The organism is Dactylosporangium sp. CA-233914 (assembly GCF_050942935.1).
Lineage (GTDB): Bacteria > Actinomycetota > Actinomycetes > Mycobacteriales > Micromonosporaceae > Dactylosporangium.
Map to the genome: position 1 here is coordinate 4060648 of NZ_CP192030.1, position 25907 is coordinate 4086554.

Annotated in this window: 23 protein-coding genes and 1 pseudogene; 14 read left to right on the forward strand and 10 right to left on the reverse strand. The window is 68.8% G+C overall.

Going from position 1 to position 25907, the window contains the following annotated elements; all coding sequences use genetic code 11:
* Nucleotides 1–257: 257 nt before the first annotated feature.
* Nucleotides 258–3557, reverse strand: a complete 3300-nt coding sequence (locus ACQPY0_RS18400) for an ATP-binding protein (RefSeq protein ID WP_432990388.1) — start codon at nt 3555–3557, stop codon at nt 258–260.
* Nucleotides 3558–3977: 420 nt separating this feature from the next.
* On the opposite strand from ACQPY0_RS18400, the gene ACQPY0_RS18405 reads away from it, so the two are divergent.
* The 3 genes from ACQPY0_RS18405 (at nt 3978) to ACQPY0_RS18415 (ending at nt 6001) form a co-directional block, all read left to right on the forward strand.
* On the forward strand, nt 3978–4481 hold the full coding sequence (locus tag ACQPY0_RS18405; protein WP_432990390.1) for a cupin domain-containing protein: 504 nt from the start codon (nt 3978–3980) through the stop codon (nt 4479–4481).
* Between the two features lie 16 nt (nt 4482–4497).
* Nucleotides 4498–5082, forward strand: coding sequence for a carboxymuconolactone decarboxylase family protein (locus tag ACQPY0_RS18410; protein ID WP_432990392.1), 585 nt, complete (start codon nt 4498–4500; stop codon nt 5080–5082).
* Nucleotides 5083–5278: 196 nt separating this feature from the next.
* Complete coding sequence (locus ACQPY0_RS18415; RefSeq protein ID WP_432990394.1) at nt 5279–6001, forward strand: alpha/beta fold hydrolase; 723 nt, start codon at nt 5279–5281, stop codon at nt 5999–6001.
* 87 nt (nt 6002–6088) lie between these two features.
* On the opposite strand, the gene ACQPY0_RS18420 is transcribed toward ACQPY0_RS18415, so the two are convergent.
* Together ACQPY0_RS18420 and ACQPY0_RS18425 are read right to left on the reverse strand one after the other, a co-directional pair.
* Nucleotides 6089–6679 (reverse strand): class I SAM-dependent methyltransferase, encoded by a 591-nt coding sequence (locus tag ACQPY0_RS18420; protein ID WP_432990396.1) that lies wholly within the window; start codon nt 6677–6679, stop codon nt 6089–6091.
* A gap of 17 nt (nt 6680–6696) precedes the next feature.
* Nucleotides 6697–6918, reverse strand: coding sequence for a 2TM domain-containing protein (locus ACQPY0_RS18425; protein ID WP_432990398.1), 222 nt, complete (start codon nt 6916–6918; stop codon nt 6697–6699).
* A 128-nt stretch (nt 6919–7046) separates the two neighbouring features.
* Here ACQPY0_RS18425 and ACQPY0_RS18430 point away from each other — a divergent pair, with 128 nt between their 5' ends.
* The 6 genes from ACQPY0_RS18430 (at nt 7047) to ACQPY0_RS18455 (ending at nt 16217) form a co-directional block, all read left to right on the forward strand.
* Nucleotides 7047–7841, forward strand: a complete 795-nt coding sequence (locus ACQPY0_RS18430; RefSeq protein WP_432990400.1) for an alpha/beta fold hydrolase — start codon at nt 7047–7049, stop codon at nt 7839–7841.
* A gap of 153 nt (nt 7842–7994) precedes the next feature.
* Nucleotides 7995–9227 (forward strand): MFS transporter, encoded by a 1233-nt coding sequence (locus ACQPY0_RS18435; protein WP_432990402.1) that lies wholly within the window; start codon nt 7995–7997, stop codon nt 9225–9227.
* A complete protein-coding gene (locus tag ACQPY0_RS18440; RefSeq protein ID WP_432990404.1) occupies nt 9224–10873 on the forward strand; it encodes an FAD-dependent oxidoreductase in 1650 nt (549 codons plus the stop codon). The genes ACQPY0_RS18435 and ACQPY0_RS18440 overlap by 4 nt, the downstream gene beginning before the upstream one ends.
* 153 nt (nt 10874–11026) lie before the next feature.
* The gene (locus ACQPY0_RS18445) at nt 11027–13639 is read left to right on the forward strand and encodes a 2Fe-2S iron-sulfur cluster-binding protein (RefSeq protein ID WP_432990406.1); all 2613 of its coding nucleotides are present in this window, start codon (nt 11027–11029) and stop codon (nt 13637–13639) included.
* A gap of 10 nt (nt 13640–13649) precedes the next feature.
* Complete coding sequence (locus ACQPY0_RS18450) at nt 13650–13934, forward strand: hypothetical protein (RefSeq protein WP_432990408.1); 285 nt, start codon at nt 13650–13652, stop codon at nt 13932–13934.
* Between the two features lie 819 nt (nt 13935–14753).
* Nucleotides 14754–16217 (forward strand): hypothetical protein, encoded by a 1464-nt coding sequence (locus ACQPY0_RS18455; protein ID WP_432990410.1) that lies wholly within the window; start codon nt 14754–14756, stop codon nt 16215–16217.
* 72 nt (nt 16218–16289) lie between these two features.
* Here ACQPY0_RS18455 and ACQPY0_RS18460 read toward each other — a convergent pair whose 3' ends face one another.
* Nucleotides 16290–16544 carry a hypothetical protein gene (locus ACQPY0_RS18460; protein ID WP_432990412.1) on the reverse strand — a complete coding sequence of 85 codons (255 nt, stop codon included), beginning with the start codon at nt 16542–16544 and terminating at the stop codon, nt 16290–16292.
* Between the two features lie 115 nt (nt 16545–16659).
* On the opposite strand from ACQPY0_RS18460, the gene ACQPY0_RS18465 reads away from it, so the two are divergent.
* Complete coding sequence (locus tag ACQPY0_RS18465; RefSeq protein WP_432990414.1) at nt 16660–16884, forward strand: hypothetical protein; 225 nt, start codon at nt 16660–16662, stop codon at nt 16882–16884.
* Nucleotides 16885–17183: 299 nt separating this feature from the next.
* Here the strand turns inward: ACQPY0_RS18465 and ACQPY0_RS18470 are convergent, their stop codons facing one another.
* Nucleotides 17184–18461: an IS701 family transposase gene (locus ACQPY0_RS18470; RefSeq protein ID WP_432974310.1), complete on the reverse strand. Its 1278-nt coding sequence runs from the start codon at nt 18459–18461 to the stop codon at nt 17184–17186.
* A 148-nt stretch (nt 18462–18609) separates the two neighbouring features.
* Nucleotides 18610–19296, reverse strand: coding sequence for a hypothetical protein (locus ACQPY0_RS18475; protein ID WP_432990416.1), 687 nt, complete (start codon nt 19294–19296; stop codon nt 18610–18612).
* Between the two features lie 459 nt (nt 19297–19755).
* Between ACQPY0_RS18475 and ACQPY0_RS18480 the strand changes: the two genes are divergently transcribed.
* The 4 genes and pseudogenes from ACQPY0_RS18480 to ACQPY0_RS18495 form a co-directional block, all read left to right on the forward strand.
* A complete protein-coding gene (locus ACQPY0_RS18480; protein ID WP_432990418.1) occupies nt 19756–20235 on the forward strand; it encodes a hypothetical protein in 480 nt (159 codons plus the stop codon).
* The gene (locus ACQPY0_RS18485; protein WP_432990420.1) at nt 20151–20729 is read left to right on the forward strand and encodes an NUDIX hydrolase; all 579 of its coding nucleotides are present in this window, start codon (nt 20151–20153) and stop codon (nt 20727–20729) included. Before ACQPY0_RS18480 ends, ACQPY0_RS18485 begins: the two co-directional genes overlap by 85 nt.
* A gap of 210 nt (nt 20730–20939) precedes the next feature.
* Complete coding sequence (locus ACQPY0_RS18490) at nt 20940–21239, forward strand: hypothetical protein (RefSeq protein WP_432990422.1); 300 nt, start codon at nt 20940–20942, stop codon at nt 21237–21239.
* Nucleotides 21240–21557: 318 nt separating this feature from the next.
* A pseudogene (locus tag ACQPY0_RS18495) lies at nt 21558–22228 on the forward strand (transposase); the annotation flags it as partial.
* 152 nt (nt 22229–22380) lie between these two features.
* On the opposite strand, the gene ACQPY0_RS18500 reads toward ACQPY0_RS18495, so the two are convergent.
* From ACQPY0_RS18500 to ACQPY0_RS18515, 4 genes are all read right to left on the reverse strand, one after another.
* Nucleotides 22381–22545, reverse strand: coding sequence for a hypothetical protein (locus ACQPY0_RS18500; protein WP_432990424.1), 165 nt, complete (start codon nt 22543–22545; stop codon nt 22381–22383).
* Nucleotides 22542–23498, reverse strand: a complete 957-nt coding sequence (locus ACQPY0_RS18505) for an NmrA/HSCARG family protein (protein WP_432990426.1) — start codon at nt 23496–23498, stop codon at nt 22542–22544. The genes ACQPY0_RS18500 and ACQPY0_RS18505 overlap by 4 nt, the downstream gene beginning before the upstream one ends.
* A gap of 24 nt (nt 23499–23522) precedes the next feature.
* Nucleotides 23523–24467: an NADP-dependent oxidoreductase gene (locus ACQPY0_RS18510; protein WP_432990428.1), complete on the reverse strand. Its 945-nt coding sequence runs from the start codon at nt 24465–24467 to the stop codon at nt 23523–23525.
* 188 nt (nt 24468–24655) lie between these two features.
* A complete protein-coding gene (locus tag ACQPY0_RS18515; RefSeq protein WP_432990430.1) occupies nt 24656–25510 on the reverse strand; it encodes a helix-turn-helix domain-containing protein in 855 nt (284 codons plus the stop codon).
* Between the last annotated feature and the right edge of the window lie 397 nt (nt 25511–25907).

Here is a 25907-nt window from a genome sequence, read left to right on the forward strand (position 1 = left end):
CTGAGGATGCGACACCGTGGAGAGGTGCGGAAGGTAGTACGGCCTCGACTGGCCATGGCAGCCCATCTGGTTGTCCTCGCGAGCATTCTGGCCATCCCCCAGACGGCGTCGGCCGGCGTCGTATCGAGGCTGGACCCGACATCACCTGCCGCTGCACCGGTAACGCCGGGCAGTGCGATTTCTCTCGCCTTGCACGAGGACGCGGTCGCGGCATACCAGGCCATCGAGGCGCTGCCTGAAGCCTCCCGAGCCAACTACTAGCCGTGATCGGCATGCGGGTCCGGTATGTGCTCGTCGCCGCGGCCGGGGAGTTCGGCGAGCAGGCCGCTGGCGCGCGCTGCGAACAGAAGGGCCCCACGCTCCTGCGAAACGGTGAGCGCTCGATGGGCCGCTTGTAGGGCGGACCGGACGTCGCCACCGGCTTGGAATGCCTTCGCGCGGATGAGGAGAACCAGTCCCTCGGCATACCGTTCGCCGTAACTGTCGATGAACGCCTCGGCCTTGTCCAATGCGGTCATGGCGGCGATGGGGTCGTCGCCGCACAGCCGAATCTCGGCCAGAAGTGCGTACCAGGTGGCTAGGTTTGATCGAGGTGGGTCGACCAGTGTGGTTTCAATGATGCGCTCCATCTCTATGGTCGCCGTGACTGGATCACCGCCGGACACGGCCGCCGCCCAATGCCTTGCCAGCCGCGGGTAGCTTCCTGAGAAGGTGAAGGAGAAGTCCGGATCAGCGTCGATGGCTTTCTCGGCCGCCCGTAGCGCCCAGGCGGAGTCTCCCGCAGCGGCTGCCGCGGTGACAGCAAATGAGCCCCAGATACTGAGGGCATAGGGGTCCTCGCCGGCGTCGAACTCCACCTTGTCAAACATTTCACGCGCGGCGATCAGGTCGCCGTGTAGCGCGGTATTCAGTGCAAGCATGACCGGCGTCATCATCTGCAGCCGGTGTCGCAGCGGCTCGGCGTCTCGCTGGGCCCGGATGAGCACGTCGGACCGGCTCAGGCTCCGATAGGCCTCCTCGATGTTGCCCGTGCTCCACTGGTGGACCCCCCACGCATGGTGGCCGGAAGCCTTGACCGCGGGGTCCGAGGAGCGCCGACCATGATCGAGCAGCCGGCGCGCGAGGCGCCCGGCCGCCTCGAGCTGGATGCCCTGGGCGTAAGCCAGGAACTGCGTGAAGAGGAAGCCGGTGGCCTCCCGGTCGTGGCCGAGCGACCGCGCCACCTCCTCGGCCCGGCTCAGATGATCCATGGTGGCTCCGACGAAGCCGGCGTGGATGCCCGCAATAGCCGTCAACTCGGTCAGCGCGGTCAGCTCGAGGTCGAGGAGTCCGGCACTGCGCGCGATGCGGCTCGCGGTATTGAGGTTCTTCTCCGCGGATTCATAGGCGGATCGTGTTGCCGCGATGCGTCCCGCCACAATGAGTGCTTGCGCAGTCTGTTTCGGCTCGGCGAGCGGCCCCGCCGCGCACAGGTGGTGGGCGAGTGCCTCCCCATGGCGTTCAGCCGGTTCCTGGACCTGCGCGAGCGCAGCCGCGATCTGCAGATGGAAGTGGCCCGCATCTGATCGCATCGTCGAGCGGGCCACGGACTCGCGGACGAGATCATGTACGAACCGCCACTCGCCCAGAGAGCCGGAGGTCGTTTCGAGCAGACCGATGGCTTCAAGCGCCTCCAGGCGAGCGAGGCACTGCGGCACGTCGAGGCTGGACGCGCTCGCCAACAGGCGGACGTCGATGTCGCGGCCCATCAGGGCCGCGATTTCGACGAGGCGACGGTCGCTGGCCTCGAGCGCGCTCATCCGGTCCCGGACAATGTCCCGCACCGTCGATGGGATGGCGGCCTGGGCGGCCACCTGGTCGGACAGGTGGTTCTCTTCGGCGAGGAATCTCGCGAGCTCGCGTACGAACAACGGGTTGCCTTCGGTGCGGGCCTGGATGCTTCGAGCGACGGCCGGGCTGGGCGCCCGTCCGGTCTCCTGGCGGACCAGCTCGGCGACATCGGCTGGTTCGAGGGGACCGAGAACGATGCGTCGATGGTGCTCCAGCCGCGCGACCGTCGCCGACATGCGCCTCACGTGTTGGCTGGGTATCGGAGCATGGTCACGCAAGGTGCCCATCAGCACGCTCCTGACCGGTAGCGACTCGGCCAGGTGTGCGAACAGCTGGAGCGAGGCCTGATCCGCCCAGTGGAGGTCATCCACGACAACGATCAAGGGCTGCCGAGCCGCGGCCGCGCTGCACAATGCGACGATCTGGCGGTACAAACGGAATTGCGCTCTGGCATCCGGCCGAGCCGGGACGTCGAGCCCGCGTGCAGGGTGCTCCAGCAGGTCGCGGAGTCCGGCCATCCAGCGTGCCTGCTCGTCCTCCGGCAGCACCGAAATCAAGGCCTCGACAATCCGGACCCAGGGCCACATCGACGGCGCCCCTTCACCGTCCTGGCATCGGCCCCAGAAGGTGAGCGCACCGTTCGCGGCGGCCTCGCCGGTGATTTCGGCAAGCAGACGGGTCTTGCCCACTCCTGGGGGACCTTCGACGAGTACGACCTGCGCACGGGTGAAGGTGGCCGAGTCGACGGCTTGACGGAGGACCGCAAGTTCCTCGTGCCGGCCCACGAGACGATCAGACCGGCTGCCGGGATGTTCCCGCGTAGCGGACTTGAACCCGGACGGGGCTGCCGAGAGTGAGCCGGCGGAGCGTGGTACAGACACCGGCTCGACCTGTCGAAGAACTTGTCGGTGCGCCTCGCGGAGCGCGGGACCGGGATCGATGCCGAGCTCGTCGGCCAGTCGGAGCCGTACTGTGTCGAACACGGACAGTGCCTCCGAGCGTTGCCCCGACGCCACCAGAGTGGTCATGAGCGTCGCTTGGATCGTTTCGTCGAAGGGTGCGATCCAAGCGGCCAGCCGCACGGGCTGCAAGATGCGTCTGGCATGACCACCGGGCACCGCAACACGAGCCGCCTCGACGCAGGCGTCGAGCAGCTCCTGGTTGACCGAGGCGAACAGCCGGCCAGCGGTCGCACTGAGGGCCAGCCCGTCGCCCGCGGGCCCACGCCACCGCGACAAAGCCTGGTCGTACGCATCGACTCCATCCTCGAGCCGGCCGGCGTCCACGGCGGCGCGGGCGAGGCCGAGGAGCTGGCGGAACTCGGCCAGGTCGAGCGCCACGTGGCTGACATCGAACTGATAGCCGCCGCCGCGGCGGCGAAGATAGGAGCCGGGGTTCCGAGTGGACAGGTTCGGTTCGAGCAGCCGTCGCAACGTCCCGACGTACTTCTGCACGATGTTCAATGCCGAAGTAGGCATGCCGTCGTCCCAGACGAGGTCGATGAGCTCAGAAGCGCTGACGGGTCGATCCGCGCGCATCAGCAAGAGGGCCAGCAGGTACGTCTGCTGCGGCGGTCCGGTATCGACCTCGACGCCGTCACGCCACACCCGTAAGGGACCGAGGACTTGGAAGGCCAGTGAAGCGGTGCCGCCTTCCGGATCGGCCCCAGCGGGTACGGCAAGCGCCGGTTCACCCCCGGCGCTTGGACGGGAGCGGGACTCAGCCATCGAACCCTTCCCGGAATAGATCGTTGACGAAAGGCTACGCGCTGGTCCTGGCCATGCAAGCACTCTTGGACGGATCGTCGAGCGGCCGGGCGCCGGTGGCCCACCTCAGCGCCGATGCTCGGCGCATTCGCCGAGGTCCCGTACCGCACGCGTCAGCGCCATAACGGCCTCTCCCTGGGCGTGCGTACCGAGACGGACTTTACGGACAGTGGAGCACTGTCCACAGGCGGTCCACTCTGCGTCAAGTGGAGGGGGCCAGTCTTTTGGTGTACGGCGGCGTCAATGCCTGCCGGGCTGCTTACGCCACTGAGGCGATGACCTCGATTGTCCAAATCAGCCGAGAGGGGCAGGACTCCCCATATGAACCCAGTGCAACCGTTCCGGAGAATCGTGACCGGCCATGACGCGTCCAGTCGTGCGGTGATCACGCAGGACGCACCGCCGACTCGCGTGGTGGAGATCGGCGGGCCTGGTGGCCCGATTTTCTATGAGGTGTGGAGTACACGCGAGACGCCGGCCGTCATCGACCGGCAGTCGGGTGAGCCGGCGGAGGACGGTCTGGTGCTCGGACCTCCCGAGCGTGGCACTCGCATCCGGGTGATCGACTTCCCTCCGGAGGACGACCGAATCCGGAACCTGACGAGGGCCGAGGCGGCCGAGAAGTTCGGGGAGATGGGCGGTGCCGACGCCGCACGGTCCGCTGCCGGCGCCCCGCATCCGTTGATGCACCGCACGCAGACGATCGACTACGGGATCGTCATTGAGGGCGAGCTCACGCTGGTTCTCGACGATGGCGAAACCATCGTCCGCACCGGAGACGTCGTGATCCAGCGCGGCACCAACCACGCATGGGCGAACCGGTCGGCTGCGAACTGCCGGGTCGCCTTCGTACTCATCGACGGCCAGTACACCGACGGACTCTGAGGCGGAGGAGCATCGTATGCGTATTCGACCCATCCCGCCCGATGAGCTCAACCCTCAACTCCGCGAGGTGCATGACGGCATCGCCGGCCTCGTCACCGGGGAGCAGGGCCGCGTCGTCATCCTCGACGACGACGGCGCGCTCGTCGGGCCGTTCGCGGCGATGCTGCACTTCCCCACGTTCGGGGTTCCGGCTCTGTTCCTGCAGCGGGCGGTCGCGGCCGAGGCTCGCCTCGATCCCATCGTTCGCGAGGTGGCGATCCTCACCGTCGGCAGCGCCTACGGCGCCAGGTATCTGCTGTACGCACACGAGCAGACGGCCGATGAGGTCGGCCTTCCGGCGGCACAGATCGCGACCTTGGCGGCGGGCGGGCGACCCTGCGGGCTGAGTGACGAACAGGCCATCGCTCACGACGTCGCGATGGCGCTGACCTCCGGGCGCATCCTGCCGGACTCCACATACGACCGGGCCACGCGGTTGCTGGGCCATGACGGGGTCGGCGAGCTGGTGTTCCTCATCGGCAGCTACTGCCTCATCGCGATGGTGCTGAACTGCTTCGACGTGCCGGTCCCCGGTCGGGATCAGTCAACCGCCCAGCCGTGACGACGACACGGTGTCTGGCGACGATCGCGGCGTTGCGGATCGTCGCTTCGTAGTGCTCGGGGTCGAAGGCCGGTGACCGGCCGCCCTTCGACCCGGTATGCGCGGCCCGAGCGGCGCGGCCCGGTCCGGTCGGTATGCACAGCCGGCCGCCAGCATCGATCGCGAAGAACCTGTCAGACCGGAGAAGGGAAAGTCCATGATGGATGCAACGGTCGTCCCGACGATTGTGCTCGTGCACGGCGCGTTCGCCGACAGTAGCGGCTTCGATGCGATCATCCGCCGGCTGCTGGCCGGCGGATACCCGGTGCTCGCCGCGCCGAACCCGTTGCGCGGGATTGCCGCCGACGCGGCCGGCGTGCGGGCGCTGCTGGACACCGTCGAGGGGCCGGTCGTGCTGGTCGGGCACTCCTACGGCGGGGCCGTCATCTCGGCGGCCGCGGCGGGGAGCCGCCACGTGCGGGCGCTGGTCTACCTCGCGGCGTTCGTGCCGGACGCGGGAGAGGCCGTTGGAGAGCTGGTCGGCCGGTTCCCGGGCAGCACTGTGAACGAGTCGCTCAAGGCGGTGCCATTGACCGACGGGCAGGTCGATCTGTACATCGATCCGCGGGTCTACCACGCCCGGTTCGCGGCCGACGTACCGGCCGCGGATGCCGCCGTGTACGCGATTGCGCAGCGCCCGGCCGGCGCGGCCGCGTTCGCCGAGCCGGCGGCCGGCGTGCCGGCGTGGACGACGATTCCGAGCTACCACCTGATCGGTGAGGCCGACCAGATCATCCCGCCGGAGGCCCAGCAGTTCATGGCCAAACGGGCCGGGGCCACTGTCCAGGTGATCGAGGGCGCTTCGCATCTGCTGTTCGTCTCGCACCCGGATACCACGGTCGCCTTCATCGAGCGGGCAGCCCGGGAGACGGCCGGCTGAGCGCTCCGGTCGGCGCTCGAAGCCGTACCGCCGGCTCGCATGCGCCGGAGCCAGCGGTACGGCTTCGAACAGCGCCCTGCGGATCGCTCACACGGTAGCCCCGTGGGCTTCGGGACGGCGACAGCAGTAGACCAATGCGGGCGGAAGGTTGGCCCAGATCGTTCGGGTGATCACCACCTCGTCGAACCGCGACTGCAACGACTGCAACAAGCGCCGCGCCGGGGGAGCCCAGCGCGCGTGCACATAGGCGAACGTGGTGAAGACACCGTGCGGCGACAGCGCGGCGAGCACAGCCGACAGCGCGTCGTGCTGCTGATCGTCGCTGAACGCCGCCCAGGGAAGGCCGCTGACCACGACGTCGGCGTGGCTGAGGCCACGCTGCGCCAACACCGGGGCGAGACAGACGGCGTCCGCGTGCACCACGTCCACCATCGGATAGCGGGCCGCAAGTTGCTGCGCGAAGCGGGCATTGACCTCGATAGCGATGTGCCGGCCGCGGCCGCCGAGCCGCCGCTGGACGGCTCCGGTGAAGGCTCCGGTGCCCGGGCCGAGCTCCACCACGACGGGCGAGCCGGTCCGGGGTACCGCCGCGGTCGCGACCCGGGCCAAACCCGGGCCGCTCGGCGCGATGGCCGCGACCGTCATCGGATCGCGGACGAATTCGAGGAGGAACGACACGATGCCGGCTCCCGGGTTCAGTACCGGTGGCTGACCCGGGACCGGTGCGGTGCCCCGGCCAGCCGCAGGTGGAATGCCAACCCGATGCCCCAGGCCAGGATCGACCACAGGGGCCAGAAGAAGTGGTCGGGCGTGTACAGCCACCACACCACGACCTGGATCACGTTGGCCACGAGATAGCACAGCAGGTGAATCCGTTTACCCCACTTGATCTGGGTGGCGCTCTTCGTCGATGTCATGCCGGCGACGCTAGGTCGGCGGACTTGACGGGGACTGAATCGACTCGTTCACCGATCATCAAGTGCCCCACGCCTACGGTGACCGCGTTCAAGGCCACCGCACACCGCTTATTGCGAAGGATAACCCGATGACGACAACTCGACGGACACTGTTGAGCGGATCGGCCGCGGTTGCGGCCGGCGCACTCCTCGGCGTGCCGGCCGCGCACGCCCAGCCCGGCTCCAACGGCCGACGGAAGCCCACTGTGGTACTCGTTCACGGCGCGTTCGCCGACGCCTCCGGCTGGAACGACGTCGCGGCCCGGCTCATCCGCGACGGCTACCCGGTCCTCGCACCGGCCAACCCGCTGCGCAGCGTGTCCACCGACTCCGCCTACCTGGCCGGCTTCCTCGCGACCATCAGCGGCCCGATCGTGCTCGTCGCGCACTCCTATGGCGGGATCGTCACCACCAACGCGGCCACTGGTAACGCGAACGTGAAGGCGCTGGTCTATGTCGCGGCGTTCGTGCCCGACGCTGGTGAGACCCTGCTGGGCCTGCAGACGAAGTACCCGGGAAGCCGGCTGAGCGAGTCGGCGCTGGATTTCCGTCCCGCCGGCGAGAGCGTCGACGGCTACATCAAGAAGGAGCTCTTCCGAGGCGTCTTCGCCGGCGACCTTCCGAAGGCGACCACCGAGCTGATGTGGGCCGGCCAGCGACCCGCGGACGTCCGCACACTCGGCGAGCCTTCCGGCGCGCCGGCGTGGAAGAGCATTCCTTCCTGGTATCTCGCGGCCCGCGACGACCAGGTGCTGCCGGTCGCCGCGCAGCGGTTCATGGCGCAGCGGGCCCGCGCGCAGGTCCGGGAGGTCAGCGCCGCCCACGTCGCTATGATCTCGCAGCCCGCTGCGGCGGCCGACCTCATCAGACGGGCGGCCTGCTGATGCTCCGGCGACCTGGCTCGACCGGCGACGACACAGCAGGGATGGCGCCACGGCTGCGGCGCGGCAGACGACTCATCGCCGGCGCCCCGGTGCACATGCTCCTGCTGGGGGCCGTGGTCCCGAGTCGTCGCCCCTGCGGCTCGGCTGACGGCCATGCTGCAGCTCGCATACGAAGGGCAGTGTGCCGCCGAGGAGCGGCGGCACACCGCGGCCACCGCGGCCATCCGCAATCCGAAGCTGACGCTGATCGCCCTGGCGCTTGGTACTTTCGCGATCGGCACCGGCGAGTTCGGCAGCAACGGGATCATCCAGCTGTTCGCCGCCGATCTGGACGTGTCGATCCCGGTCGCCACCTACGCGATCACGGCGTACGCCGTCGGGGTGATTCTCGGATCCCCGGCCATCACCCTGCTCGCCGCCCGGGTCAACCGGCGGACCCTGCTGCTCGGCCTGGTCGCATTGTTCCTGGCCGGGAACGGGCTCTCCGCCGTGGCACCCGACATCACTCTGCTCGTCGTCTTCCGGTTCCTCGCCGGCAGCGTGCAGGGCGCGTTCTTCGGCGCGGGGGCTGTCGTCGCCGCTTACGTGTACGGGCCGGGCCGGGGCGGCAAGGCATTCACCACCGTCATGGCCGGGCTCACGGTCTCCACCATCGTCGGGTCGTCGCTGGGCACGGTGATCGGCCAGCACGCGGGCTGGCGGGTCATGTACTGGACCGTGGTCGCCGCCGGGTTGCTCGCCGGCGCCGCTCTGGTGGCGTGGCTGCCGCGCACCGACGACCTGCGCGGCGGCTCCATCGGCGGCGAACTCGGTGCGCTGCACCGGCCCGCCGTCTGGTGGATGGTGGCCGTGGCGTCGCTCGGGATCTCCAGCATCTTCGCCGTGTACACGTTCATTGGCCCGTTCGTCACCGACGCCGCGCGCCAGGACGCTTCGGTCATTCCGTTCGCGCTCGCGGTCTTCGGGCTCGGCATGACGGCCGGCAACCTCGTCGGCGGACGCCTCGCCGACCGGTTCGAGCATCGCGGGCTGATTGTCGGCTACGGCGGTGTGCTGCTGCCGTTGGCGTTGATCGGCGTAGCCGGCGGCAATCTGGCCGTTCTGCTGCCGTGCCTGTTCGGCGTCGGCGCGACCATGATGGCCGCGATCCCCACCATCCAGGTCCGGCTCACCGGCTTCGCCCCGGACGCCCCGACCCTCATGGGCGCGCTCAATCTCGCCGCCCTCAATCTCGCCAACGCCCTCGGCGCGATCGGGGGCGCGGCAACCCTCACCGCTGGCTGGGGTACGTTGTCCACCGTCTGGGCCGGCTTCGCCCTCACCGCCGCCGGCCTTCTCCTCTACCTCACGCCCCTCGCCCGCCAGCCAAGCGTGGCGGCGACGTGAGCGAGCAGACCGCGCCGCGCGGACCGGTCCTCGACGAGGAACAGCTTGACCGGCTCGCCCGCTACGGTGCACCGGAGCGCGTCGAGGCGGGCCGCAGCCTCTACGCGACCGGCGACGACTCCTATGACTTCTTCGTGCTTCTGACCGCTTCGGTGGACATCGTCCGGGACGCCACGGCCCTTGAGCCGGAGCGACTGATCTACCGGGGCGGCCCTGGTGACTTTCTCGGCGAGCTGAACCTGCTGACCGGACAGCGCGTCTATCTGACCGCCCGGGTGGTATCCGCCGGAGAGGTCGTCCGGCTCGGGGCGGCGGCGCTGCGCCGGGCCATGGCCGAGCAGGGCGACATCGCCGAGTCGTTGCTCGCGGCGTTCCGGCAACGGCGCGACGTTTTCCGGGCCGCGGCCGGCAGCGTCCTGGAGATCGTCGGCCGGCCGGACACTGCGGACACCCGCGAACTTCGTACCTACGCCGAACAGATGCTGCTGCCGCACTCCTGGCACAGCACGACCTCTGACCACGGGCACTCGCTGATGGCGTCGGCGGCGCTCACCACGGACGATCTTCCGGCAGCTGTCATCGGTGGTTCGGTGCTGCGGCGCGCGAAGCCCGCAACCGTCGCCGGGGCGCTCGGCCTCACGTACCGGCCTGATGACCGCCCGGTGGACATCGTGGTGGTGGGCGCCGGCCCGGCGGGACTCGCCGCCGCGGTGTACGCAGCGTCCGAGGGCCTCGTCACGGTGCTGCTGGACCGCACTGGGCCCGGCGGTCAGGCCGCCAAGAGCCCCCGCATTGAGAACTACCTCGGATTTCCGGACGGCATCAGCGGCGCGGACCTGGCCCGGCTGGCCATGCTCCAGGCGCTCAAATTCGGCGTCCGGATCTGTTCACCCAGCATCGTAACCGGGCTTGAACTCGACGATCACGGCCAGCCGGCCGTGCTGCTGGACGATGGCGTTCGCATTACGTGCCGGGCCGTCGTCGCCGCCACCGGAGCGCGCTACCGCCGTCTCGACGTCCCACGATGGGCGGCGTTCGAGGAGTCCGGCTGCATCCAGTACGCCGCGACCGAACTCGACATCCGACGTTTGGAAGGTCAACCGGTGATGGTCGTTGGGGGAGCCAACTCGGCCGGGCAGGCGGCTCTGTCGCTGGCGGCCGGCGGCGCGACGGTGAACATGATTACCCGCGGCGCAGACATTGCGGCGCGGATGTCGGCGTACCTTGCCGACCGGATCCGGGCTCATCCCCGGGTCCGAGTGTTCACGGGCGCGACGGTCCGGGAACTGGCCGGCGATGCCACCCTCACCTCGGTCATCATGGAGGGGCCTGACGGTCGCCGCGAGCGGCTGGACTGCCGGGCCTTGTTCTGCTTCATCGGCGCCGACCCGGTTTCGGCCTGGCTCACCGGCGTCGCCAGGGACGACGATGGCTTCGTCCTCACCGACAGCCGCGTGCTCGCCGGAGCGTCCGGAGCACCTCTGCCGTTCCAGACGAGCGCACCGCGTGTCTTCGCCATCGGCGACCTGCGATCGGGCTCCGCCAAACGCGTCGCCACGGCCGTCGGGGACGCCGCGGCGGCCCTCTCCTCGATCCACGCCGTACTCGCCCGTGACGGCACCGGCCAGGATCCCGCACAGCCCTGACGCGATCATCGCGTGGGCCTGGTCGTGTTCGGTACCTGCCGGCGCCCAGCGGTGGCCGGCCGGCTCGGCTGCACGGCAGGACTGCACAAACAGTGGATCCGAGTTCCGTGGATTGTGCAGCCGCTGTCAAGTCGGCCCCGTCAGTCTCGACGCATGGTTGCTGACGAAGCGTTCGATGTCGTGGTGATCGGCTCGGGTATGGGGGGCCTCGCGGCGGCCCGCACGATCGCGCAGTTCGGTGGCGAACGGGTTCTCGTCCTGGAACAGCACTACACGCTGGGCGGCATGACGCACGAGTTCTCCCGCGCCGGCCGGTACCGGTTCGGCACCGGCGTGCACTACCTCAGCGCCGACGCCGGGCCCTTCCTCGACTTCATGACCGACGGTAGAGTACAGCTCCAGCCGCTGCCGGACGACTTCGACATGCTGCACTTCCCCGGGTTCGACTTCGCCGTGCCGTCCCACCGCGAGCGGTTCCAATCCCGGCTGGCCGAGCAGTTCCCGGACGAGGCCCGGGCGATCGACCGGTATTTCGGTGCCGTACGACGGGCCGTGGCCGGACTCGTCGCGCGCAATGTCGTCGCATCGCTTCCCGCGCCGCTGCGCCAGTTGGGCCTGCCGATCGTCGAGCGGCTCTCCCCGGCGACGTACCGCCCGCTGCGGGAGCAGATCGACCGCAGTTTTCGCGATCCCCGGCTGCGCGCGATTCTGACGGCGCGCTGGGGTCTCTACGGCACGCCGCCCGCGTCCAGCGCATTCGGCTACCACGCCGCGGTACCGACCACGTTCTTCATGAACGGGACCGCGCACCCGGTCGGGGGTCCGAAGGCGATCAACGAGATCACACTGGAGATCCTCGGCCGGCAGGGCGTCGAACTGCGCGCCCGCCAGCGGGTCCGCCGCATCGCCGTCGAGCGTGGCCGGGTGCGCGGCGTCGACGTCGAGGACGGCGTGACCGGAGACCGCTACCACGTGCGGACCTCGACGGTCGTCTCGGCGGGCGGGGTGCGCAACACGTATGCCCTGCTCGGGCCCGAGCTGCGGCCACGATGGGCGCGTGAACTGGCCGAACTGCCGCGTGAATCATCGGCGATCATGCTGTTCCTGGGGCTGGACAGGTCGCCGGCCGTGTTCGGTCCGCGCGGCGAGAACCACTGGTTCATGCCGGACCTGGACGATCGCGACGGCGTTCGCCGGTCGCTGGGTAACGGCGTCCTGTACGTCTCGTTCGCCTCGCTGAACAACCCCGCGGCCCGCTTCCACACGGTCGAGGCGCTCGAACTCGTCGATCCGGCGGCGTTCGACGAATGGCGGGCCACGACCGGCGACGAACGGCCGGACGCCTACCATCGGCTCAAGGAGGAGCTGACCGAACGCCTGCTCACCCGCCTGGAGCAGCGGTGGCCGGGCCTGCGGGACACGGTCGCGTTCGCCGAGCTCGCAACGCCGCTGTCGTTCGAGACCTATCAGCGCAGCGTGCGGGGGTCGTTCTACGGTCTCGCGGCCACCCCCGAGCGGCTGAGATCTCCGCTGGCGGGTCCGCGGACACCGGTGAAGGGACTGGTCGTGGCCGGGCAGGACGCCTGGGGCCCAGGTGTGGTTGGCGCACTGGCCGGAGGGCTGATGGCTGCCACCGCGGTGTTGCGGCCCCGGCAGGCCGGTACCATGTGGCGGACGATCCAGGCGCGCCGCCCGGCCGCCGCACCGGGGACGGTCTGGCGTGGCTACCTGCGCGTAGCCCAGATCGAGGCGGTAACCCCGTCGATCCGCAGCATTCGTCTCGAACCGATGGATGGCGGGCCGTTGCCGTTCACGTTTCTCGCGGGGCAGTACATCAAGATCGACTTACCGGTGGCGGTCGAGCCGATCGAGCGTTCCTATTCGATCTCCAGCGCTCCGGGTGCTGGGCGTCACGTCGACATCGCGGTGAAGCGGGAGCCGAACGGGCTCGGCTCGGGCTTTCTGCACGACGACCTGGAGGTAGGTCTGGCACTGCGGGTGACCGGGCCTCAGGGCGAATTCACCTGGAACCCCGGGATCGACGCGGCCGGCGGTACCCTGCTGCTGATCGCCGGTGGAGTCGGGATCACGCCGTTGATCAGCGTGCTGACCGCGGCCGCGGACGCGAACCACCGGGGGCATGTCGTGCTGCTGGCCGGCTACCGTACCGAGGACGAGATTCCGTTCCGCGACGAGTTGGAGCAGCTACGGTCGCGTCTGCCGGGGCTCGAGGTGGTGGAGTTTCTCACCCGGCCGGGCGAGGGCTGGACGGGAGGTCGCGGCCGGATAGGCCTGGAGGCGCTGCGCCCGTACGCCGCGGACGCGACCCGTGTCCACCTCTGCGGCCCCGCGCCGATGATGCAGGACGTAATCGGCCTGCTGACGAAGCTGGGCGTACCCCGCACCGCCGTCCGTACCGAGGCGTTCGTGTCGGGTGGCAGCCGGCAGACTCGCCGCGAGAAGGCACACGCCGTCGCCCTCGCCGCAGCGGAAGCAGGCGTCGACCAGTTCACCATCGACGTCAAGGACGAGGACACCGCCTTCCCCTGCGCGCCTGGGCAGACCGTCCTGGACGCGGCAAACGAAGCTCGCTTCCCGTTCCCGCAGTCGTGCGGCGAAGGAGCCTGCGGCACCTGCCGAGTGCGGGTCCTGTCCGGCCGCTACGAAACCGACACCCGTGGGTTGTTCTCCACCGAGGAAATCACCGCGGGCTGGCTGCTGGCCTGTCAGACCCTGCCCACGGAAGACCTGCTGATCGCCTCCTAGAAAGTCTGCCATGCCACTTCGCGCGTTCCGGAGCCCACACATCTGGGCAACGCCGGGGCTGGAAGGCGGAGCGCACGGCACCGCCCGATCGGTCGCGGACGCGGTACTGACCGGTACGGACCAGGAGAAGATCCGGATCGTCACCATGTCACCCGCGGAGATGGCAACCGCGATGCGGGACAACGCCGTCTACGGCGCCATCGTCATCCCAGAAGACTTCGACCAGACGCTGGCCGGCCTCGCCGCGGCGGTGAGGTCCATGTCGGCGAGGCCGTCGTGCCTGCGGACGCCGTAGTCCGCGGCGTACTGGGCGGCGACACGAACGCCCGCGCCGGCGGGGCGCGGGTGACGGGGTTCGCCGACAGGGGAAAGCCGGCCGGTGCACGGCCGGGGTGGGACCTGGTGCGGGTTGGGCGAGCGCAGGCCACTGGTCATGTCCGGCACCATAGCCGGATCGACGTCGATACCGGATGGTAGTGGCGCAACATCGGCCGGACGATCCGCGCAGCGCAATGCGCCGGCCATTCCGGCGATCAACTCTCCGGGAACTCACGCCGGCATGCGACCCAGTCCCCCTGGCCCGTGGTGATCATGTTGACGATCACCGGACGGCCCGCCCGGACGCCGCGCGCCACAGCCTCCGGCTAATGGGCAGCACCGTCCATGGGTGTAGTCATCGTCATCCCCGCTCGTCGAATGCCGCCGCAACGCGCAGGACCGCGGTTGCAACCCGCGCGGCCGATGGCCTCGCTGCCTCGCCGCCGGCGGTGGGCTTCATCGGACCGACACCCTGCGGGTTCCCGGCAGCTTGGATGTACCGCCACTGAGGAGCGGCGTTCCGAAAAGTTTTCGGTAAGTGTTTCAGGGCGATTTGATGCAGACAACTGGCGCTTGCAGGGCCTTGGATCCGCAAGTCTGCTTCACGTATAGCCAATTCAGCCATAGAGACAGGTCTATTGACAGACTGGCGAACCGCAAGTAGGCTGCCGAAAACGTTTTCGGGAGCATCGGAATCACAGCGTAAACCGGCATCGCCGTCACGATGACCCAGCTCGCCGCTGCGGACCCGCGGTCCCGCCGATGCTCGCCATCCGCTCCCTCCAGGAGGGTGAACATGCGTAGACCTCACTCACCCAGACTGCTGCCGGCGGCGCTGGCCGCAGTCCTCGGCGCCTGCGCCGGCGTCGCCGGTGTCACGGCCGCGACCGCGAACGCCGCCGGCGGCAGCACCACGCTGGCCCGTCCGGCCAACGACCGATCGGCGCAGCGCGGCGCCGATGCCCAGGTCCTCGGCACGGTCCCGGGCCTGACCGGCGCAGCCGCCGAACGCGCGGCCGGGACCGCCGCGAGACGGTTCCGCTCGATGGCCGCAGACCGCGACCGCCAGATGCGCGCAGCCGCCGCCGGAACGAACACCGGCCAGGCCGGCCGCGCGGCACTGGCCGCCGACGATCTGCACACCGCGTGGGGCACCGCGTTCGCGCAGCCCACCGGCAAGGGCCTCAAGGCGACCCATACCGTGTTCACCGGCGCCGCAGCCGTCACCCACGGCAGCGACGTCGTGTATGCGCCGACCTCGCTGCCGTCCGGCGGTGCGTGCATGGAGATGACCACGGCCTACACGTCGAGCGGGCCGGTGCTGTGGGCCTGGGACTGGTGCGGCGGCAACGCCGGCGTCGGGAAGCTCGTCAACATCGACGCCGGCTTCCTGACGACCTACACCACCATCGTCAACGGGCAGGCGGCCTACAGCACCGACATCCATCAGACCAACGCAACCAGCAACACCTGGTCGTCGTACCTGTACAACTACCAGACGCATGCGTGGGACACCTTCTACACCAGCTCGGGTACCTACGACCTGGGCGACAAGGGCTTCGGCTGGGACATGTTCGAGATCTACTCGACGCGAAACCCCGCCACGAACACCGCCTGGTACTGCTCCAGCATGGCCGGGAAGCGGTTCGAGGCCAGCAGCATCCAGATCAACCTCAACTCGACCTGGTCCGCCGCCACGTCCGCCAACTCCTATTCGTACGGCAACCCCCCGCCGTCCGGCTCGCAGTTCGACTGCCCGGCCCTGACCTTCACCATGGTCCATGCGAACGACGACTGGACCGCGCAGATCGGCGGGGGCACCACACAGCCCGGCGGCAACGTGGCGGTCTCGGCGACGCCCAGCGCGTCGTACACCTCCCCCTGGGAGAGTGTCGCCGCGATCAATGACGGTGCGCAGCCGCCGTCGTCCAACGACACCACAAACCCGCGCTGGGGCACGTGGCCCAACCAGGGTCAACAATGGGCCGCACTGACATGGTCCCAGTCCCAGCGGCTGACGTCGGCCGAGGTGTACTTCTTCGACGACAACGGCGGCGTGCGGCTGCCGGCCTCCTGGCGCCTGCAGTACTGGAACGGCAGCGCCTTCGTGGACGTACCGCAGGCCAGTGGCTTCCCCGTGGTCGCCAACCAGTACAACAAAGTCACCTTCACCGCGGTGACCACGACCCAGCTGCGAGTCGTCCTGCAGAGCAACAACGCCTCCGTCGGACTCCTGGAGGTGCGGGCGTACAACACCTGACACCCGCCGACAACCCGGCACGCGACCGTACCCGTGGCCGCGTGCCGGGCCGGCCCTATCACCAACGAGCTTTCAGGCGCGGCGAAGGAAGAGATCGACCGCCTGTCCGAGGCACACGCCGAGCAGATCAAGCAGCTCGCCAGGCTGGCAGGACTGGTTCTTCGTCGGGTCAACCTGGACCAGCGTCGCGACCTTGCCGTCGACCGGCGAGACGGTGTTGCCCTTCACCAGGGTGACCTCTTTGCGGCCACCAACCACGCGGTACTGGCCAGACGCCGGCCAACGTACCCACGTGACCTGTTGAAGAATGGACAGCGTGGCGAACACCGAGGCGCGACGTCGCTGGCGAGAGCAGCAGCTCGCGGAGCGGCGCAAGCGGCTGAATCCATATGTCGCCCAGGGCGACCTTGAGGGATTCGCCTTGGTGCGTCCGGACTGATCCTTGACGGTCGATGTCGTCCATGCGCAATGGATGGACAACCATCCAGCCGGTCCCGACACTCACGTGATGGTGTCGTTCCCGGACGGTTCGAACGTGGAGTTCGGGTTCGGCGTCGCAGTCGTGAAGGTCCGAGCGGCCGACGTAGCGGTGGTGAGCCCAGAAGAGGTACGTCAGGCAGCGCCGTCCGGATGGGGAGCCGACGCCGACCGTGGGGACGATTGCTGACCCCTGGGCTTCAGACCCCCGGCCGCGACCTTCGGTGACGAGCTGATTGCGGCAAGTCCGTGGACGTGACCATGGCCGACGCGTGGTGCCGGGAGTGCGGGTAGTTTGACGATGCTGGGGTGGGGCGGCTGGGGTTACGTGAGCGGTCGTGTCGCCGTCAAGGGAAGGTCGATATTGACGGCCGCGACGCATGCCTGCATCACCGCTTCGAGTAGATCACGGCTGATCTGTTCGTACTCCTGCTGCACTTCGCGGTCGGCGAAGCCGAGGTCGTTCCATGACCCCTCGGCTTTCGCGGTCTATGCAGCTGCGAGTGCCCATGCTCGCTGGACCTGCCGGATTTCTGCGTTGGTGGGTTGAGCTGGGCGGGAGCCCATAAATCGAGCGGCAATGAGGGTGCGTCGTAGCGCGGTGAGCATGTCGGTGAACGACGGGTCGGTTTTCGACAGGTACCAGGGTGCGTGGATGCGGCGGTCGGCGACGATCCCGGATCGGTGACCGTACAGCGCATACCAGAGCACGACGAGGGTGTAGACGTACATCCCGAACGCCCAGGTGCGGTTCACGGCTTCCGCGGTGCGGTTACGGGCCTGTCCGACGCCGAGGGTCTGGCGGGTGTCGAAGAACGTGACCTCGATCGCCCACCGGGCGGCGTAGCGGGCCACCAGATCGGCGGCGGTGACGCTCAGGTCAGTGGTGATCAGGGCCAGCATCGGCCCGGTTTCTCGGTCACGCACGAGGGTCATCCGTACCGGGTGGGGCCCGAACACCCCGTACCAGAGGCAGTCGAGGACCGCGATACGCACGGTGTCGACCCGCCCGTAACGCGTCACGGACACCGTCTGCCACACCGCGGTGGCGGCGGCCTCGCTGGGGGTACCGATCCGGGCGCCTTTCAATCGTGGCCGGCCCCGTTTACCGCTGCGGGCCGGTGCGCGGTGATACACCACCGCGTTGCGGGGCAGCCGGGTCGTCCATGTCACGGTGGCGGGCAGGTCCCGCAGGCCATGGCCGTGGTACGCGGCGTCGGCGACCACGTGGACCCGCCGGCCCGGCGTCCGGGCGGCGATGACGGTGATCATGTAGGCGGCCAACTCCACGGTAGAGGCGGTGCCCTTGCCCTGCCAGCGCCGGCACAACACCGGCAGGCACAACGGCCGGGACAGGAACGAGGGCCGCACGATCACCCCGACGACCACCCAGCGGTGACCGAACGCCAGCTTGTTCCGGGCGGGCGCCGAGCCGTCGTGGATCCATCCGACGCCGTGGACCTTCTTACCCCGACGGCGATGCGCGGTGTCATCGACCGCCAGGTGCAGATCGGCGCCGTCGGCGACGAGGTGGGTCAGGACCAGATCGAACACCGTCAGGCCGATCTGGTCGATGGCCCAACGCGTGGTCGAGAAGAACCGGTGCGCCCGATCATGCGACCAGGACGTGGCCATCCCGGCCCCGGTGAGCATCCCGCAGACCGTACGTTGCCCGGTCTGCGCGACCAACCCGACGACCATCGCGGAGAAGACCCCGAACGTCGGCGCCGTGAAACACCCACCGAAGGCGTCCAACAACCGACGCAACGAGATCGGTAGGCTGACTCCTGGAAGCATCGACGGATCACTTTCGGCAACGACAGTGGTACAAGGACCGTCGATGCTTCCGTCATCTCACCCCAAGATCACGCACTCCCAGGCCACCCGGCGTGTCACACCCACCGCCGACCCCTCATCAAAAACTGCGAAAGTCCAGTGACCCCATGCCCCCAAATACCCAGGCTGCTAGCGCCATATCGGCCAGCCGTGGACCGTCCAAATCAGGCCACGACGCGGGGAACAGGTCCCGATAGTGCGCACCTTGCCGGCTCCCGTCCCGCGCGGGGTGCCGGCCAGCCGCGGCGAACACCCGCGCCCAGGTTGGCAACTGCTGCCGGTCGGCGAACTGGGCGGCCCGCCGCAGCGCTTGGTCGAACTCTTGGGTGGCCGCGTCCATACCGACACGCACCGGGCCAATCGACACTGGCTCGGAAACGTAGTTGGCCACCAAGATCTCGGCACCGTCAGCTACCCGCGTGCCAGCACTCCACTGCGCCTGCCACAGGCGACCGCCAGCCGGGCCGGTGCTCAACAGCCCGACCGGTACGCCACCCACGAACGCCGCGCTCACCGGCGCGACCAGCCCTGCGGGCCGGTCGGTTATCCCGAGGCCGGCAACGGCGAACCACAACCGATCTACCCCGTCCTCAGCCAGGCGTTCAACCCACGTCTCAATACCGGCCACCGAGTCGAAGGCGACCAGATCCGCAAATTGCGGAAGGCTAGGCAGATCATCCGACGGGGAGCGGCCGCCGGACGAATCCGCCAGCCACATCGTGACGTGCGTCGCGATGGCCAGGCACTGTGCCAGTTCACCGTTCATGGACCGCAACATAGCGGCTCTTCGCACTTGGTGCGGGGGCTGGGGGTCGGCATCGACTCTACTGCCGACCCTGCTGATAGATGCCCGCAGCTCTCGCCGGCCCGGTCCGGCACTCGTACCTGACGTGCGTGTCCGGCCCACACCATGTAGTCGTGACCTCGTGCCGCATCGCGATCCCCGCCGAGCGCCCGGCCGCTTCGACCATCCACCGGTACGTACACCGTACGAAGGTCCATCGCACCACGACGTACGCTCATCTCGCCATGATGGCGCGCCCTGGCTGGCGGTTGCCGCTCGGACCGGCCAGTACGGACTGTGATGGAGCTCCAGCAGAACGCCGCGCCCGGTTGGTCGGTGCACTCGATCAAGCGGCTTCGACGGCCGTGACGCTCGATCGGCAGCGCAACGTAGTGGATCTCCCCGTCACCTTCTTCCACGCCGTGACGTACTGTCGCGGGCGTGCTCTTCGTCTACCGGACGCATTACGAGGGTCCGCTGGGCCTGCGGGTTCGGCAGATTCCCGACGCCAGCGTGTTGGACTGGTTCCGGCGGGGCTGGGACTGCGACGACCCGTGGGACTGGATCGAGGCGGAGCTCGGCGGCCACGTGTACGGCTTCGGCTCAATCTTCGAGGCTGCGCGCGCGAACGGAAAGCCCCCGCCGCAGACGGTCGGCGAGCTGGGCACGCTGCTGCGCGCGCAGCGGTACGTCGAAGGCGGCACCGACAACGTCCGGCTCGACGAGCACAGCCTGCGCGTGTGTGACGACGACGACGAGGTCGAACTGGCCTACTTCTTCCTCGACGACGAGGTGGTGGCAGCCCGCGGCGACCGGCTCGCCTACCTGCTGCACTCGTGGCCGCTGCCGGGCGACGCGGGCGCACCGGCGGCGTTCGACCCGGGCTGCGCGGTGACCGTCGCGACACCGGCCGGTCGTTGAACCTTCGAACCTCCGTCCGCGCGATCATCCTCGATGAGGATGACCGGGTCCTGCTATGCCGATTCGTTTTCCCTCACCCGGCGGTCCCGAACGGGGCACAGGCCGTCTGGGCTGCTCCAGGTGGCGGCATAGAACCAGGTGAGGACGGGCTGTCCGCGCTGCGCCGTGAGCTGCGAGAGGAAACCGGCTTGGTCACCGCCATCGATCCGCCGCACGTCTGGCATCAAGTAGTCGTTGCCGCAGATCATGCGCCCGGCTTCGACGGCATCGTCAACGACTACTTCCTCATCCGCGCCAATCACTTCGAGCCTCGAGGCGAGTTCACCGCCGACCAACTCGCTGCTGAGCACCTCGCCGCCTTTCGATGGTGGCAGCTCTCGGAGATCACCAACTACACCGGACCTGACTTGTTTTCGCCCCGTGACCTTGCCACGCCGCTGACCGACTTGCTCACGTCCGGGATACCCTCCGACCCGGTCACACTCGGTCTCTGATGGCGGATGCCGCCCCGTCAAAGGCGGATCTACAAGGGCGAAGCGAATTCGTGCTGGGGGCGGACCCTCGGCTGATCCCACAAGGCCGCCGCACGCCTGGGCGGCCGTGCGAGGCATGATCGCTGGTCCGTCACCCGCCGAGCATCTTGCGGCATGTGCGGACGGCTGATGTTGGTGGTACTGGGCCGGTGGGCCCGATCCTGCCTGGCCGTGGATGCCCTTGACAGACGCGTCGACAATGAGCGCGTCGACTGGAAAGGGGATCGCATGCTGGTATCCACCCTGTCCGAGGTACCGGGTGTGGCGTACGAGGTAAGAGGGCTGGTTTTCGCGGATGCCAAGTTAGGTGCCATCGGCGGCGGCAACATGCAGAAGATGGTCAAGTCCCTCGTCGGGCAGGCCGAACAGCTCGGCGCGAACGCCATCATCGACGTGAGGACCGTGTTGGGCGGCGATGCTGGATATTGCGTGATGACCGGGACGGCCGTTCTGCTCAGGCAGTCAAGCTGACGGGGCCAGCGACGTCCTCAATTCGGCACGAGCGTGAACTCGACCAAGCAGCTGGCCGTGACGCTGGGCAGCGACCGGAGCGCGGCACATCCGTGCAGCTGATCTTGGCAATGCCCCTTGCCGTGACAGCGCTGCAGTTAGAAGCAGTCCTCCGTCCTTACGAGGCCGCTTGCTTCCTCGCCGCGCTCCCGGGCGCCGCTGCCTCAGCTCCAGGACCAACTTGACGGCTGCGACCACGGCGATGCCCACACCGAAGACAAAGGCGCACGCCGCAGTGTCGATACCGCGCTGACCGGCGATCAGCCCGTCTCGAGTGGCGACGCTGGACAGATCCGCTACGCCCGCATCCACCTGCACGGCATGTTCCCCTACCTGCCCCAGCGGCCGGCTACAACAAGCGGCTCCGCGCCGCGCTGCCGCCGATCAAGAAGGTGATCCGGGATCTGGCCCGCGACAGCGACTTCTGGTTCGACAACCACTGGATCGGCGACTCCACACCGATCCCGTGCGGCATGTCCCGCCCGACGGCGCAACGCTCGGACCTGGCCGGCTGGGCCGGATACGGCTACTGCGCCGCACACTCCCGGTACTTCTGGGGCGGCGAACGGGAGGTCCTGGCCGCGATGCTGCAGATCGAGGCCAGGGTCGTCGCCGAGCACCCAGGCATCCTGCTGATCTCCGACAAGGGCTTCGCGTCCAAGGCCCTCGAGCGGGACCTGGCCGAACACAGCATCGAACTGCTGCGCCCATCCCGCAAGCAGGAGAAAGCCCGCTACGGCGAGCCGATGCTCAAGAAGGTCCGACAGCTCATCGAGTCGGTCAACGACACCCTCAAGGGCCAACTCGACCTGGAAGACCACGGCGGCCGCACCTTCGCCGGCGTTGCCGTCCGGATCGCCCAGCGCCTCCTCGCCATGGCCGCCGCAATCTGGCACAACAACAAGACCGGCGCACCCCTCACCCGGTCACTGATCGCCTACGACCACTGACCGGGATACGGAACTACTCGTCTAGGTCTTGCCGACCGGGATGCGGGCCGTCCGGCGTCCAAAGTCGACGCCCAGGGGCTCGTCGAGCAACGGCCGCAGCAGCAGGGAATCTGTCAGGGGGCCGGTGCGGCCCATCGCGTGGCCGGTGGTGGTCAGCCGGAGCGGCCGGCCCGACCGGCGCGCGGTGGCGACGGAGCGGACGACGTCGTCGAGCGGGCGGTGAACGCCCTGGCCAGGTCGACCGGGGCCGCCAGTTGGAAGGCGGCGCCGGCCTGCACGTATTCGGGGGTTCCGGGCGGGCTGAACGGGGTGGTCATCGCAGTTCCTCCGTATCGCCGAGCTCGGCGCGGTGCGCGGTCAGGAAGTCGGTCAGGCTGAGCGGATGCGGGTTGAACGCGCGAGCGGCCTGGAGGTCGCGGCGGCCGAGGTAGGACTCGGGGAACTCGGCGTAGTACTGGAACATGTTGCCCAACTCGTCCGCGCCGGGGAAGCCGAGGCTGCGGAACTGCTCGTGGGTGGGTGGGCGGTAGGCCACCGGTTCACCGAGCACCGCGCCGAGCGCCGCCGTCATCTGCTCGCCGGTCAGGTATTCGCCGACCACGGGGATCGTGGCGCCGATCGTCTCCGCCGGTTGCTGGAACACGCGCAGCGCCACCTGGCCGATGTCGTCGGAGGCGACGCCCGCGATCGCGGTGTCGCCGAGCGGGAGGTGCACGGCGAGCGTCCCGTCCGGGTCGCGTTGCGGTTTGGCCAGGGTGAGCAGGTTGTCCCAGTAGAAGGACATCAGCAGGTACGTGGTGGGCAGGCCGGACTTGGCGAACAGGGCGTCGGCGGCCCCTCCCTTCACGTCGAAGTGCGGCACCCGATAGCCGTCGCCGATGACCGGCATCCGATCGTCATCGGCCGCGATCACCTCCCGGGTGTCCTCGAGGGTCGACCACACGACGTGCCGCAGGCCGGTTGCCTTGGCCGCGCTGATGAGGTGCTCCACTTCGGCCAGTTCCCGGGCCGGCGAACGGTGCTCCCAGTACGGCGTGACCAGGAACGCGCCGTACGCCCCGTCGAATGCCCGGCGGAGGCTGCCCTCGTCGGTGAGGGCCGCCTCGACCACCCGGGCGCCGAGCCGGGTCAGCGCCTGCGCCTTGGGTGACGCGACGTCGCGTGTCACCGCCCGTACGGTGAATTCGCCGTCGGTCAGCAGCGCCCGGGCGACCGCGCCGCCCTGCGTGCCGGTCGCGCCGAGCACGGTGATCACTTTGTCGTGAGACATCGGGGTTCTCTTGTCAGTTCGGCGTCAGGCGGTGTGGGCGACGATGACGGTCTTGCCGGGCAGCGCACCCGCGGCGGCCTGGGCGTGCACGGCCGGCAGCTCCGCGAGGGGGACCCGCTGGGCGACCTCGACGCGCAACTCACCGGTGCTGACGCGAGCGGCCAGGTCGGCGAGTTGGTCGGCGTCGCTGCGGACGAACATGTCGATTCCGCGCACACCGCGCTTCTCGTCGGAAGGAGCTGGCATCCAGACGGTGGTATTGACGAGGGTGCCACCGTCACGGATCAGCGTGACCAGCGCGGCCAGCTGTTCCGGAGTGACCGGTGCGAGATTGAGTACGAGGTCGACCGGCTCGGTCACCGCCGCGGTCATATCCGTGGTGGTGTGGTCGATCACCTCGTCGGCGCCTGCGGCTTTGACACGCTCGGCGTTGCGTGGGCTGGCCGTGGCGATCACACGGGCACGGACCTCCTTGGCCAGCTGCACGGCGTATCCGCCGACCGCTCCGCCGGCGCCGTTGATCAGCACCCGCTGACCGGCGGTCAGGTTGCCGTGGTCGAACAGCGCCTGCCACGCGGTCAGGCCCACCAGCGGCAACGCCGCCGAGTCGGCCAACGGGATGTTCTTGGGTGCCCCCGTCAGGATCTCCGCCGGCGCGATCACATACTCCGCGGCCGCCCCGGCCCCCGTCATCGGCAGGAAGCCGATGACCCGGTCGCCGACCGCGACGTCGTCCACGCCGTCACCGAGCGCGTCGACCGTGCCCGCGACGTCGATGCCGGGAGTGTGTGGCAGCTCGACCGGGATCGGACCCTGCATGTAGCCCGCACGGATGTTGCCGTCGACGCCGTTGAACGACGTCGCGGCGACGCGGATCCGGACCTGACCGGCGCCGGGGGTGGGCTGCGCGACGTCCTCGTAGCGCAGGACCTCGGGACCGCCGAACTCGTGAAAACGCACCGCCTTCATTGCTGCACCTGCTTCCGTGAGCGCCGTCGATGTGCTCCGAACTTGAAGCGATACCGACGCAGAGTCATCTCTGCGGCATTGCTTCGAGTTGCGAAGGCGTCCAGCCCCGCGTCACGAGGGCCGCCCGGAGGCAGCCACTGGATCCGCGGTTGCTGGAGACGTCACTAACTTCGCAGGATCCGGCGCAGTTAGCCTGGGCCGGGCTGGCCCACCTTGATGATGGTCGGCTCCCCGGCGACGCCGACGATCTCAGCCAGACGCGCCGCATCGGCCGAGCCCGGCGCCGCGGTGAGCATCAGAGCCGCCAGATCGTCGCCCGGGATGGCGAGCAGGCTGCCGACGAGCGTAACGGAGCCGCTGTCCGGATGAATGAACGTGGCACTGCTCTCGTAGGCCGCCACCGGTCGCGGCGTGCGCCACAAGGTGTCGAACAGGCGGCTTCGGCTCCGCATCTCGTCCACCAGCGCGGCAAGCGACGCATCGGCGGGGTAGCGCAACAGCGCGCTCTTCAGGCGGGCAACGAGGACCGCCTGATGATCGGTTGCGTCAGCCGCAGACTGCTGGAAACGACTGAACGGATCGCAGAAGCTACGCCAGGCGATGTTCCACTCCCACGGGTCCCCGGTGAGATCCCAATGCCCCAGGGCCATGAACGCACTGTTCACGGCGATCAAATTCATCGCCGCGTCGGAGACGAACATCGGAGTGTCCGTGAACCGCTCCAGCAGCCGCATCGCACCCGGACCGACTTCGTTCGGCACCTGCCCGTCCGCGGCGGCGTACCCGGCCAGCGCACAGAGCCGCTCGTACTCCGCCCGCCCGATCCGTAACGCGCGGGCGATGGCGTTCACCACCCCGGCCGACGGATGGCTGCGCCCCTGCTCCAACCGGCGTACGTAGTCCGCAGACATCCCCGCGAGCTCGCCGAGCTCCTCCCGCCGCAACCCTTGCACCCGCCGACGGCCGACCGGCAGCCCGACAGCCGCGGGGGGAGTACTCACCCGCAACTGGCGCACCGCGGCGCCGAACTCGTGACGTTCCACGGCCCAAGTGTGCCCGGACAACCGACGTGGCATCCGGCAAGCTGAGCCCTTCGGCGTAGGGCGCTAGCACGGCATGTTTGCTGACGCTGTAGGTCGGCGCGGTCAGCCCAACTCATTCCATTCATCAGATACCGGCAGCGATGCGGGCGAACAGCCGCAGCAGATGCTCCGTGGGTGTCCTCGGCGAGCGCGTGACGTGCAACAGCCACGTAGCCGATGGTCAGAAGTTACAACACCGCGACCTAGCGGGCGTTGACATGGCCCAATTTAGATGGGACGTTCGCAGAGCGCACAACAGAGCGCGGGGCGCACACGCCTAAGTTACGCTGCCGGTTCAACCTTTGCCGGGTGGTGATCGCACCCCTGCACGTGCTGCCATCGCAACAGCGATTGGAGA